Annotated in this window: 11 protein-coding genes; 2 read left to right on the forward strand and 9 right to left on the reverse strand. The window is 51.2% G+C overall.

Annotated features, from left to right (window positions below):
• Positions 1 to 24 precede the first annotated feature (24 nt).
• Positions 25 to 873, forward strand: a complete 849-nt coding sequence (locus HH215_RS07355) for an SDR family oxidoreductase (protein WP_169279304.1) — start codon at positions 25 to 27, stop codon at positions 871 to 873.
• A gap of 55 nt (positions 874 to 928) precedes the next feature.
• Here the strand turns inward: HH215_RS07355 and HH215_RS07360 are convergent, their stop codons facing one another.
• The 9 genes from HH215_RS07360 to nikR all read right to left on the reverse strand — a co-directional run bounded on the left by HH215_RS07360 (position 929) and on the right by nikR (position 9,133).
• Positions 929 to 1,600 (reverse strand): DUF998 domain-containing protein, encoded by a 672-nt coding sequence (locus HH215_RS07360; RefSeq protein ID WP_169279305.1) that lies wholly within the window; start codon positions 1,598 to 1,600, stop codon positions 929 to 931.
• Positions 1,601 to 1,650: 50 nt separating this feature from the next.
• Entirely contained in the window at positions 1,651 to 2,991 is a 1,341-nt protein-coding gene (locus HH215_RS36320; RefSeq protein ID WP_254450404.1) for an alpha/beta fold hydrolase, read from the reverse strand.
• 40 nt (positions 2,992 to 3,031) lie between these two features.
• On the reverse strand, positions 3,032 to 3,367 hold the full coding sequence (locus tag HH215_RS07375) for an ArsR/SmtB family transcription factor (RefSeq protein ID WP_169279306.1): 336 nt from the start codon (positions 3,365 to 3,367) through the stop codon (positions 3,032 to 3,034).
• A gap of 126 nt (positions 3,368 to 3,493) precedes the next feature.
• Complete coding sequence (locus HH215_RS07380) at positions 3,494 to 4,090, reverse strand: ABC transporter ATP-binding protein (RefSeq protein WP_169279307.1); 597 nt, start codon at positions 4,088 to 4,090, stop codon at positions 3,494 to 3,496.
• Positions 4,080 to 5,003, reverse strand: coding sequence for an ABC transporter ATP-binding protein (locus HH215_RS07385; RefSeq protein ID WP_169279308.1), 924 nt, complete (start codon positions 5,001 to 5,003; stop codon positions 4,080 to 4,082). Before HH215_RS07385 ends, HH215_RS07380 begins: the two co-directional genes overlap by 11 nt.
• A gap of 34 nt (positions 5,004 to 5,037) precedes the next feature.
• Positions 5,038 to 5,901, reverse strand: coding sequence for an ABC transporter permease (locus tag HH215_RS07390; protein WP_169279309.1), 864 nt, complete (start codon positions 5,899 to 5,901; stop codon positions 5,038 to 5,040).
• Positions 5,901 to 6,890: an ABC transporter permease gene (locus HH215_RS07395; RefSeq protein ID WP_169279310.1), complete on the reverse strand. Its 990-nt coding sequence runs from the start codon at positions 6,888 to 6,890 to the stop codon at positions 5,901 to 5,903. The genes HH215_RS07390 and HH215_RS07395 overlap by 1 nt, the downstream gene beginning before the upstream one ends.
• A gap of 19 nt (positions 6,891 to 6,909) precedes the next feature.
• A complete protein-coding gene (locus HH215_RS07400) occupies positions 6,910 to 8,508 on the reverse strand; it encodes an ABC transporter substrate-binding protein (protein ID WP_169279311.1) in 1,599 nt (532 codons plus the stop codon).
• 172 nt (positions 8,509 to 8,680) lie between these two features.
• Positions 8,681 to 9,133, reverse strand: a complete 453-nt coding sequence (gene nikR / locus HH215_RS07405) for a nickel-responsive transcriptional regulator NikR (RefSeq protein WP_169279312.1) — start codon at positions 9,131 to 9,133, stop codon at positions 8,681 to 8,683.
• A 271-nt stretch (positions 9,134 to 9,404) separates the two neighbouring features.
• Between nikR and HH215_RS07410 the strand changes: the two genes are divergently transcribed.
• A complete protein-coding gene (locus tag HH215_RS07410; RefSeq protein WP_169279313.1) occupies positions 9,405 to 13,187 on the forward strand; it encodes a DUF11 domain-containing protein in 3,783 nt (1,260 codons plus the stop codon).
• Positions 13,188 to 13,351: the final 164 nt, after the last annotated feature.

The following is a 13,351-nucleotide window of genomic DNA, read 5'->3' on the forward strand; positions in this document are numbered from 1 at the left end:
TCTATGGGTGAAGGAGGATCGAAGATGGCAGACGTAGAGAAAATAGCGCTAGTCACAGGCGCCTCCAGCGGTTTTGGTCTGCTGATCGCAGTCGCATTGGCGCAAAAAGGACTCCGGGTCGTCGCCACGATGCGCGATCCGGAACGGCAAGCGACATTGTTGCGGGAAGCCGAACAGTCCGGTGTTGGCGCGAGAATAGATGTCGTGAAGCTCGATGTCACGGATGCTACAACGATTGAGGAAGCCGTATCGCAAACGATAAGCAAGCACGGTAAAATAGACGTGTTGGTGAATAATGCCGGATTCGCCGCGGGAGGCTTCGTCGAAGAGGTACCGATGGAAGCTTGGCGAGCGCAGATGGAGACGAACTTCATGGGAGCCGTAGCCGTGACTCGCGCCGTTCTGCCCCTGATGCGCCGGCAAGCAGACGGCGCTATCATTCAAATCGGCAGCGTTAGCGGCAGGATCGGCTTACCCGGATACGGCGCTTATGCCGCATCCAAGTTCGCGGTCGAAGGCTTCTGCGAAAGTCTTCGCCATGAGGTTGCGCCATTTGGCATCCGAGTCTTTCTCGTGGAGCCAGGTGCTTATCGCACGCCGATCTGGAGTAAAGGCTTCGCAGGTATTCATTCGCAACCGAATTCACCGTATAAGCGGATGATGGATCCCGTGCTCGAATATGCCCGCAAAGCGGCTGAAACCTCTCCGGATCCTCAGGAGGTCGCGGATCTGGTGGCCCGTCTTGCCGTTGGCAAACGTTCCCGGCGCCTGCGCTATCCGATCGGTCGCGGCGCGCGGTTGCTTATTCTGGCAAGCAAACTGATTCCCTGGGGCTGGATCGAAGCAGCCGTCCGCAGGACTCTGGGCAAGTGATCGGCTTTGTTACGATTTCAACATAATCGTTATTCATGAATCCTCCATTATGGGATTAACTACTCACGGCTTGTTTACTTAGCTTAAGCGCATGTATCCCAACGGTGAAGAGCCACCCGAAATAGGACAAGATCAATAATCGTCCGAATAGACCGGCAAGAATGTCGGGGCCAAACTGTCCATCGTGAGGAATCTGAAACATAAAAGCAGCCATGGCAATCAAGGTAATACCAGCGGTAATAAACAATCGCTTGCGAATAGGCCTCCAAGCTTGGTTGCGAACCAAAGCAAAGCTGAGCAGAAGAGCAGCCACCGGGGTATAATCTAATGTTGCTCCGAGTACGTGCATTTTGCCGTTAAACGTAGCTTCATCTGGACTTGCGGTCATCGGGTCGGTAACGAAAATCGCCGCGAAGAACATGCCGACCGCGCTTATTCCAAGGATTACGAGTCCGATAAATCCAACAATCGTGCGGATTTGCGAGAAGATTGCCACGCAAGTGCTAATCAGACACATAGCCAGAACTCCGAATGCAAGATGCATCATCCAACCGAAGTCGCCAAGTGCGTATTCGCTAATAAAGCGCCACATCGGATCAAATTCCGGCTCCAATAGATGAAGACACCCTAGAAGAAGAACGAATAGAATCCCTAAGACGACGGACAGCAGGGCGGCATTGACGGCAATCGGAGATAAAGGTTTCAAGATGAATTTCGGTTCAACCATTACTTTCTTCCTCCAATTCCGTTACTCGGTAATCTGGCCGATTTCTTAGATCAGTCACTCAAATTCACCTCTTGTTTGGCCACGGGAATACGAAGAAAATCGACGATTATCGAAGCCAAGGATTCTGGCGCCATTACGACTGCCGAATGATCTTGTCCGGCGAGAAGCCGGTGCTCGGCTTGCGGCAATAGATCGGCAAGCGCTTTGGCCGCGTCATGGAACAACGGTTCGCTGTTCTCTCCGGTCATAATCGCAGTTGGTACGTTAACCTGCCACCGGTCAGTCGGGAGCGGATTACCGGATTGGGTATCGCCCATAATGCGGCCATCGTAAGCTAGCGTATGCGCCATACGCTCCATGTTCTTCCAGGATGGATCTGCTTTCATGTACTCGACAAACTCGGCGGGGATTCCGACGGCTGCGGTCATGAAATATTCGACGGCATCGCTTCTTCTGTCGGTTTCGATCAGTTCGTTCAGGCGACTAACGTAATCTGCCGGCACTGGCGAACGGCTATCATTAATAATAAACGGCGGTTCGTACAGAAATAGCTTAGTCACTTGCTCGCCCAACTTGCTCGCCGCATCAAGGGCTAACACGGCGCCGGACGAACTTCCGAACAAGTAGGCTTTACCTCCTGCGGCGGCAATAATGGCTTGGATGTCCTCGACTTCCCGTTCGGGCGCATATGTAGCGGCATCGGAGCTTTGACCGCGCCCGCGGCGATCGAAGTTGTAAACTGTAAAATGATTAGCAAGCTGATCGGCCAATTGTGCGGCATCCCTATGGTCGGCAGCAGCTGCCGCTACTAATATGATCGCTTGTCCATTTCCCTTTTTGTCATAGGCAATCTTTGTTCCATCTTTAGAAAATATCGTTTGCATAGTCGTACCTCCAGTAATTGTGTTCAAGTATTGTTCAAGGCGACTAAAGGCATCCGTAAACCCTTCAACCATCCCCATAGCTTCGGCATTGTCCAAGTCTTGAACATTCGCGAACCGCGTAACGATGCGGAGTCTAGTTCCGTTGCTGACCTCTTTAAATGAAACGGTCGTTAACATGTCGCTGTTCTCTACGATATTCCAGTCCTTGTCGGCGAAAGAGTCGGTGTAGACAAGTTCGGATGGTTCGTTGACTTCGTGATAGACGGCTCTGCAGAAAGCCTCTTCCCCGTTTCCGTCGTCCGATATCAGACTATAGCGCCAGAGCCCGCCAGGTCTAACATCCATTTCGTGCACGGTAGCGGTCCATGATCGAGGTCCCCACCAACGCGCGATATGTTCCGGTCGAGTCCAGCCTTCCCATGCAAGATTAGGATGCAAGGCAACGATTCTTTCGACTGTGAGTTCTCTTAGTTTCCTGTCCTTGCTCACTTTAGTTCGACTGTTCAAATCGATCCATCCTCTCTTTAATAAAAGCTGTTCATCGCTGTCAAGGCTTCTCCTTCTTGGAATAGTCGAGCATATAATCCTCGAAATTGTCGAGACGTTCTTCCCACAAGCGGCTGAACGAATCGAACCAAGCATCGAGATCCTGAAACGGCTGAGCTTCAAGGCTATATATTCGCTGTTGTGCTTTGGTACGCGATCGTACCAACCCTGCCTCGCTCAATATTCGCAAATGGCGCGACACTTGCGGTTGTCCGAGGTTAAGCGCCTGAACGATTTCGCTTACCGAACGAGGCGCTTGTTTGAGAAGCTCTACGATGTTAAAACGGTTTGGCTCTGAGATCGTAAATAGATTTTGTTGCAATAGGGTTATGTTCATATCCATAATATACACCTAAGTGTATATACATGTCAACGTATATAAAATTTTTATTTTAGATTGCAAAAATAAAAGGAAATGCGCCGTGGCATTCCCTTTTACATGCAACATATTAAAAATGAGCGTTTACCAGAAGGATATCCGCCTATCGCAAATTCGTTCGACTAATTGCTGGTCATGGCTGATTACAAGAAGTCCAAGGTTTCGAGCTTTGGCCGCTTCGAGCACGGCATGCCAGATTTGCGCTTGCGTGATCGCATCGAGCATCGTGGTCATCTCGTCGGCAATGAGGAAACGAGCGTTCCCGCCCAAAGCCCTCGCGATGCATATTCGCTGCAACTCTCCGCCGGATAATTCACTAGGCGTTCGCTGCAACCAGCTTTCCTGAATACCCAACGCATCCATGAATGCCGGATCGGGTATTCCTCCCTCATCTAAAACACGGCTCATACGCCACCGCGGGTTGACCGCTCGTTCCGGATGCTGAAACACCAATTGAACCGGATGATAGCCACTTCTCGGCAAAGCCTGTCCATTCAGGGCAATCACACCTTCCACAGGCAATTGATGCCCTGCAAGGACTTGCCCTAACGTCGTTTTGCCGCATCCGCTTGGTCCGACAAGACCTACGATCTCGCCGGAATGAACGGTCACATCCAGATTCCGGAACAACCAATCGTTCCCGTCGTATCGGAAGCCGAGATTCTTCCCCTCAAGAAGCATGGATACACCTCGCCGACCCGCCTCGAACTTCGCGCATCTCCGGTCGCGACTCCGTACAAGCGTCCGTAACCCGAGCGCAACGCGGGGCGAACAGACAACCCGAAGGCAAATGATCGGGTCTAGGCTGAGCGCCCGGAATCGGAACGAATGCATTTTGCGGCAACGCCTGCCATAATGCTTTGCTGTAGGGATGCCGAAGCCGTTCGCCATCTCCCGCGAAGTCCGCCGCTAGCGCGGTTTCCACTGTCGTTCCTGCATAAAAAACGGCAATGCGGTCTGCAATACGCAGCGCCGCCTCGATATCGTGCGTGATGAACAATACGGCACAGCCGTTATCCGCCAATTCTCTAAACGTGTTAAGAGCTTCCGTTACGTCGTCCGGGTGCATGCCCGGCGTCGGTTCGTCCGCTATGATCAGTCGGGCACCGCTGATCGCGGCCGTGGAAACCAACACTCGACGCGCCATACCGCCCGACAATTGAAACGGAAACATTCGCTCTACGTTGTCGTTAAGCCGATACCGCTTAAAGATAGCTCGCTGCGCGGACGCCCGATCCTCTCCGACGGCAGTCGTCCTTACCTGCGCCCCGACTCTCATAAGCGGATCCAGATAGTTCACCGACTGCGGCACCAGCGCGATTTCTTTACCCCGAAGAGATAACGCTCTATCCTGATCCAATATTCGGCCATCGAAGTGGATCGTCCCGGACATTGTGGCATTATCCGGTAGAATTCCCATAATCGCGTGCGCAAGCAGGCTCTTGCCCGATCCGCTTGAACCGAATACGGCGACGATCTCGCCGGCATTCACAGATAAATGCAAATCGGTGATCGTCTGAACGATTTGTTGCCGTAGGCCACCCGTGTATTGCATAAAAGATACGGAAAGCTTATCGACCTTTAATAGAGCCACCCTGCATCCCCCCGCTTAATCTTTAGGCTTACTATTAATCGTTCGCATGACGCGGATCGATTAATGTCCGCAATCTGTCCCCGAGGCGATCGAACATACGAACCACAACGAGAAGGCCTAACCCCGGAAATACGGCCAGCCACCACATGCCGGTTGATAAATAACGCATCGCTTCCGATAAAATAATGCCGATTGCAGGCTGATGCGGGGACAAGCCAAGTCCTAGAAACGTAATCGAGGCTTCATGCAATATCGCATGAGGAAATAGCAGCAACACCCCGATCAGCAGTTGGGGGACAAGATGCGGCATTAGATGCCTGGTCGCGATCCACCAACTCGATTTTCCAAGTCTCTTCGATACTTTAATGAATTCAGCGGATCGCAATTGCAGCACTTCGGCTCGAATAATTCGCGACAAGCTTGGCCAATGCGTAAGCGCAACGCCAATAATGACGCCTCTAACACCGCCTCCGCTAACGAAGGCAATAAGAATAAGAGTTACGAGATGCGGCACGCTCAGGAACAGATCGATAAGCCAGGAAAAGAAACGATCCGCGGTTTTTCCAAGCAAGGCGGCCGCAAGTCCGACGGCGGTCGCGATGAATGCGCTGCAAACGGCAGCGAGCATTCCCACACCTATGCTAAGCGTAAGACCTTTAACTGTACGAGCGAACATATCTCTGCCGAGCCAATCCGTCCCAAAAAGATGGGATAACGACGGCTGTAAGTTACGATTCCCAAGATTCGTAGTTAACCGGTTATCCCCCATCACCATCGCGCTCGATACAATGAGGATCAAAAATCCCACAATGGCTACTACCGTATACAACGCTCTTTTCCGCCGATTAATCCGAAGAGAAGGTTTCAATTGAACACCCGAATAAACCCCGCGTGCCATTAAACCACCCTACCTTTCCGGACGCGCGGATCAATTGCCCGATAGAGTAGATCGGCGATCGTGTTCCCCGTAAAAACGAATATCGTGCTGAACAAAACAAGCCCCATGAGTAGAGGCACATCCCCTCTCAGACCCGCTTCTACCGTCGCCTGTCCAAGTCCCGGGTAGGAGAACACTTGCTCCGCTAGAACAGCGCCTCCGAATAGCTCGCTGAACGACGCGAACTGTAGCGTGATCGCAGGAAGGGCGATGTTGCGCAAACCATGCCTTCGAATAAGTCCAAACCCTCGCTCGCCTCTCGCTCTCGCGAACAACACGTAATCGCTCGACATGACTTCCAGCAACTTCTGGCGCGTATGCAGAGCTATCGGAGCAATCCCCACAATACTGAGCGTCATGGCAGGCAATAGAATATGCCGTACGCGGTCAACCAAAGTGACTTGATCCGCAAGCACCCCTGCCGGTACGCCCAACCCGACCGGGAACCATCCGAGCCACACCGCGAAAACCATCAACAGCAGCAACCCTAACCAAAACGTCGGAGTAGAAGCCAGCGTATAGCAATACCATTGGATCAACCTGTCTATCCAAGTGTTTTTTTTCATTGCCGCAACTACGCCAGCCGTAAATCCGACCAAGCCGGAAATTAACCAGGCAACGGCCATTAACGCGATAGAGTTTATGAACCTTTCGCTTATCACTTGGTCTACCGGCTCACGGAAGATCATCGAAGTTCCTAAGTCTCCATGCAGAAGCGCATTGACCCATCTCATGAATTGCTCCGGCGGGGATTTGTCCAGTCCCCAGTATTCCGAGATGAACAAGCGTTGCTCAGGTCCTACCCGCATCATGTCCGAACCGATGAAAGCTTGTACCGGATCAATAGGAGAGATGCTGATCAGCGTGAACGAAAGGATGCTGACGGCTGCGAGAAGCGTAGCTAGCCGGATCAGCTTCAAGCCGAAAAACAGGCTTAGATTTCGCAGCATGTCCGCTCCCCCTTGTCGTTTATTCGTCCCATTTCCATTGCTCGATGTTATCCGCGATCGGCCATCCATGGCCGTGCGGTTGGATACGTTGCTTGCCGATGTTCAGCTTATCCTTTACCAAATACAGGTGGTCGATGTTGACGAGCCACGCCCATGGCGCGTCTCCAAGACCGCTCAGCCCCGTCTTGCCGTCCCATTGGGATTTCTTCCAATATCCCATTGCTTCCTCTTCATTAGTTGCGCGCAATGCTTTACTCATCCAGTCGTCAACGACTGGATTGCTATAGTAACCGGCATTGTAGTATTCCATTCCTCGATAGGAGCTGCTATACAGATTGTACATCTCGAGCGGATCATGGCTTCCCCACCCGAATAGAACAGCATCGGCGTGCATTCTTTTCCCGATGTCGTCCCAGCTTTTCCCTTCCACTTTGATACGGATGCCTGCCGGAAGAACCATGTCCGCAGCCGCTAAGGCCAGAGACTGTCTCAACACGTCGCTAGAGGGATAGATCATAGAAAATTCGGCTTTCAAAGCCCCTTTCTCCACGATCCCGTCTCCGTCCGCGTCTTTCCACCCTGCGTCGTTCAATATTTTTTTCGCTTCGTCGATGTCGGCATCCTTCAACACCGTTTGATCGTTCCACCATGGAAGCTCATCGTTAGCCGAGTAAGCCGGGGTGCCATAACCTTCGAGAATTCCTTCTACCAATGCCTTTCGATCGATGGCCGTATTTACGGCTTTACGGATGGCAATATCGGCGGTCACGTCATTCCCGATCGGGTTACCGTCGTCGGTTTGACCGCCTGAAGGTACATATGGAAATTGGATGCCACGGTTGTCTACCGTCTTGATATCTTCAAGCCGCATACCAGGCACAGTCTGCTTACTGTAAGCCGACGGAATATAAGCCACGTCCGCCTTCCCGGCTTTGGCCGCCGCAAAAGCCGCATCCTCGCTTAGAAACAAGAAAGTAAGCTTCCGGAAAAACGGTTTGGCTCCGTAATAGTCGGGATTCGCTTCAACGATGACTTGCTGACCTTTGTCCCATTGCACGAACTTATACGGCCCGGAACCAATCGGATGCTCGGCGTAATTTTCTCCGTATGCATGCTTCGGCACGATCCCGGTAGAAACCAGATGAGTGATGAAGGTGGAATCCGGCTCCTTCAACGTAAAGATAACCGTATCATCCCCGCTCGCTTCCATACTTTGCAAATTCGTCAGATCGATAGCGGAACCGTTGTTTGCCGCCGTATCGAAAGTAAATATAACATCTTCGGCCGTAAGCGGAGTCCCATCGGAAAATTTCACGTTCGGCCTCAGCTTGACCGTCCACTGAGTTCCGTCTTTGTTCACCTCGTATTCGTCCGCCAAGTCGTTTACGATCTTCAATTCGTCATCGCGCTTGAGCAGCGTGCTCTGGAACAACGGTGAACCATAACGGCCCCACCCTGTCGTCGGGTCGAACCCTGATTCCGGCTCGGAGCTTATAGCCAATATTAATTCGTCTTTGTTCGGTTTGTCGCTTTCCCGGTTGTCCGCGGCACACCCCGCGAGCAAGAGGCTACAGAGCATAATGATTAATAAAATGACAATCGATGCTTTTTTCTCCATGGCTTCTCCACCCACTCTCCCTATACTCCCTCATATGTAACACGATTTCTTAACATTGTAACACACTTTTACGTCAGGAAATATACCATAACCCTAACTAGGAAGTTAACTATTTCTGTTTTTACACAAAAAAAACGACCAACCCTATCAGCAGGGGGTCGTTTTTATGCCATTACGGATGAACATGAGCATGAGGTGCCGTGTCCTGTTCATCCGCATAGGTCACGGACAGCTCGGCGTAATTTACGCCTTTTTGGACTTGAATCCGCTGATGAAGCGCACGAAGTCCGGACAGCTTGCCTCGAACGACGATCACTTCCAAGCACTGCGAATGATTCAAATGAACATGCATAGTCGAAATAATATGATGATGAAATTGATGTTGCGCCTCGGTTAAGAAGTTCGGCAGGTCTTGGATATGATGATCGTACACCAACACGATCGTACCGGCGACGATCTCATCCGCGCGAAGCTGCTCTGGATCGAGTATCGCTTTCCTGGCCAAATCCCGAATAGCTTCAGATCGATTCGTATACCCTTGCCCCGCGATGTATCGATCAAACTGCTCGATCAGCGCTTCGGGAAACGAGACTCCGAACCGAATCAATTCTTCCTTTTCAGACATGTTATCACCCAGTCCGCTTTCAATTTCCTAAATTGTATCACAGGCTTTACGCATTGGAAATGAAAGCGAGCCGTAACTCTTCTATTATTCCGACTTATGTTTCGCCTTCACTAGAAACTCGGAATCCTTCGAGATTTTTCGACCGATATATCTAGGCCAAGTTGCCGGATAAGCGCGGAAATGAGCATTCGAAAATGATCCCTTCCAAGCATATATCCCTGCCGAGTCGAATAAATTGGGATGCTAACGTAAATTACGAGGGGGGATCTCATTGCCCTTTGTCAACCGATTTTTCTTGAACGACAACGGTGCTATCACTTACACCGGAAACACACTAGGACTTAGCCGTTCGAATACCGTGGCCGTGCCGGGAACGGTGGATAGCATCGGCGCATTCGTAACGACTGACACCACAATGACCTTCGGAGCTTATCCCGCAGGAACGACAAGTTCCTTCGATCTGAACAGCGCAACCGCCGTACTCCAAATACCGGCGGGAAGTACCGTCTTGTACGCGGAATTAATCTGGGGCGGGACGTACATCAACAACGGGGTGGATAACAGCGCTTTTATTAACGATGACGTGCAATTTACGACGCCAATGGCTACGTTTTCGGTTTCTCCCGATACGGACACCGCATTCCAGGTCCTTCTTTCGAACTCGCCTCCCTTCCCGCCTGCTTTCGCCTACGTACGATCGGCCGATGTAACCTCGCTTGTTCAGGCAGGCGGTGCGGGAAGTTACACGACCGGTAGCGTTGTAGGAACGATCGTCGTCCCCGATCCGACTTCCAATCATGCCGGTTGGACTTTAGCGGTCGTATACCACAATGCCTCCTTACCGCTTCGCAACTTGTCGATCAGGGTCGGGGCGGACGTCATCCAATCTACATCCGGGCCGGTGACCACAGTCGTCAACGGATTCGCTACTCCTTTCGCAGGTGCGTTAAACGGAAGGGCGCTTATTAGCGCTCAAGAAGGGGATGCCAATAAGACTGGCGATCAAGCCTTATTCGGTCCTACGCTTGCAACCTTAACGACGCTGTCCGGACCCAATAACTTTGTAGACAACTTTTTCGCTTCGCAAATTAACCAAGACGACGGAACATTGGATACGTCGGGAACTTTCGGACTCCGTAATCAGATCAATGGAGAACCCGGTACTAATATTATCGGAGGACGCCAGGGCTGGGATATTACGAACGTCGACGTCAGCTCGACTTTGTTGAATGCGCAAACCGATGCGGTATTCCAGCTAGAGACCAACGGGGATGGTTACCTTGTGAACAGTATCGGCTTACAGTTCGATATAGCCACTCCTATTCTAAGCATCGTAAAATCCACTCCCACCATCAGCGCGGTTGTCGGAGATGTCGTTACTTATTCGGTTACGATCAAAAATACGGGAATTGTGGATGCGACGAATGCCGTATTTACGGATAATATCGATCCGGAGGCCACTTTCGTCACCGGCAGCGTTACGGTGAACGGCTCTCCGGTGATGAATGTGGATCCCGCAACGGGTGTGCCGTTAGGAACGGTTTCACCAAATCAGACCATAGTCGTAACTTTTCAATACACGGTGGCAAGCTTACCGAACGACGGCGAGATTACAGACCAGTCATTCGTCGCATTCGACTTCGTCCCGACTCCCGGAAGCCCTGTCATCTCTACGTTCTTGCCATCCAATATCATCAATATACCGATCTTCCAGCCCAACGTAATCGTTCAGAAATCCGGATCGCCCAGCCCGGTTCTGCTTGGTAACGTGGTGACTTATGTCGTCAACGTCATGAATGCAGGCGATTTACCGATTACAGCGGTATTAACAGATCCTTTGCCCCTCGGTTCGAGCTTAGTGGCTAATAGCGTTACGGTAAACGGAGTTAGTATAATAGGCGTCAGTCCTGTCGTAGGCATCCCGCTAGGTACGCTCTCCGTTGGAATGTCATCCGTCGTAACGTTTCAAGTTCATGTCGATGCCGTTCCTCCGGGCGGGAACTTAATTAACCAATCTACGGTCGACTTTACGTTCACTCCTCCCGGTCACCTTCCGATCCAAGGTTCTATGCTCTCTAATCAAGTGATAATACCGGTTCTTAATCCAATTTTTATGCCGATCGTAAACGTCGTAAAATCATCGAACGAGACCGAGGCTATCGTAGGCGAGACGATTACGTACAGGATTACCGTAACGAATAACAGCGTATTGCCGATCCAAAACACGTTATTAACGGATTCGATCGGACCCGGCGCCGCATTCGTTCCCGGCAGCGTTCAGATCAACAACATTCCGGATCTAAATGCTAATCCGGAGACGGGAATCGTGTTGGGCATTTTAGACGTTGGCGTATCCGTCATCGTTACTTTCCAGTATACGATCGTATCGCTCCCCACTCCTCCATTCATCGTGAACACGGCCAATATCGCCTTCAATTTTCAGAATTCGCATTTTAACCAACCCTCTAATCCAGTAACTGTCGAAGTGCTACAGCCGGTTATAACACTTCTTAAACGGGCAGGCTTGGATTCCGTCAGCGTCGGTCAAACTCTCAATTATTCGGTTACCGTTACGAACACCGGAAACATCGCGGCGAATACTACCGTTAGGGATCCATTGAACGCTTACAGCAGCTTCGTCCCAGGTACCGTAAGAATCGATGGCGTGTTGAATTTTACCGATTCTCCCCTGACCGGCATCCCGATCGGTTCCGTCTTACCGGGGCAATCGATCGTCGTCTCATACGACGTCTTAATAACGGCAGTACCTCCGACACAGTTTTATTTGAATCAAGCTAGCGCGACTTTCACTTTCCAATCTCCCGGCGGTCAGATCGGAAACGGCAATACCGTCTCCAACGTGGTGGAAGTTCGCAATGTTTCATTTCATCTCGTAGTCGTCAAATCGGTTTCGAATAGTATGGCTCTAGTCGGAGATCGAGTGACTTATGCTGTATCCGTATCGAATACCGGCAATACGAGTGCCACGGACGCAGTGCTCGTCGATCTTACGAGCCCCGGGACCCAATTTGTCCCCGGCAGCGCGACCGTTAACGGCGCACCCGTGACCGGAGACGTAACGCAAGGCTTGCCGCTAGGCACGATTGCCCCCGGTCAAAGCGTCTTCGTCACGTTCCAAGCAGACATTATATTTATCCCTCAACCAACCGGTAACATCATCGATTCGGCTTTAGTCAGCTTTACCGAGGCTGGCGTGCCGAGTGCCGCGGTTTCCGAGCCGGTGACCGTGAACGTAACACAACCGATCGTATCTGCGCAGAAGTCAGCTAGAGAACCGTTCGTATTCGTGGGAGATCTGGTTCATTATCAGACGAACGTGCAGAATATCGGGAGTTTCAACGCTTTGGCCACATGGTTCGATCTGCTTCCGGAAGGTTCCGTGTTCGTAGCTAACAGCTTAACGTTAAGTGGAATCCCGGATCCTGGCGTTAATATGCTGACGGGCGCCTTATTAGGTACGATTGAAGCGAACAGAAACAACATGATTACATTTTTATTGAGAGTCGTATCCTATCCACCGACAGGCGTCTTATTTAATCAAGGTAGAATCGTTCTTGATTTCGTTTTACCGAACGGTCGACCCTTCCAGGAATTCGTAGAGACGAATCCGGTGACGGTGCCCGTATTGGCTTTGCCGACGCTTGTCAAATCGGCCGGAGTCACCGAAGCGCAAGTCGGAAGCAGCTTTTACTATACGATCATTGCTACGAATCCGAATGTAACGCCGATCGAAAATGTCCAACTAACCGATATACTCCCGTCGGGGCTCTCCTTCATCCCGAATAGCGTTAAAATAAACGGAGCGACGGCAGCTGGGTTTTCTCCTTTAACGGGTATTCCGCTTGGCACTATCCCGCCTAAAGGAACAGCGGAAGTTCGCTTTCAAGTAAACGTCGATTTCGAACCAGAGTTTCAATCAACCGTCAATACCGCTCAGATTACATTCCAATTCGTACTGCCTAACGGGCAAAGATTTCCGCGAACGGTCATTTCCAACCCCGTCATTGTCGCGATCTCCGAAGAAGAAGAATGATAAATGATTGGATCATTCGCTATAAGTGGGATCGTGGCTGGTTACCGCAACGCGCGGCTCCCTAAGCGTGATTCTGCGCATAGTGTAGCGTTGCATGGCGTTGTGACCACCTCGCGCCGCCATTCCCAAGAAATAACCCGGCTGAGCCGGGCTATTTCTCGTTT

It is taken from the genome of Cohnella herbarum (assembly GCF_012849095.1).
GTDB classification, from domain to species: Bacteria; Bacillota; Bacilli; order Paenibacillales; family Paenibacillaceae; genus Cohnella; species Cohnella herbarum.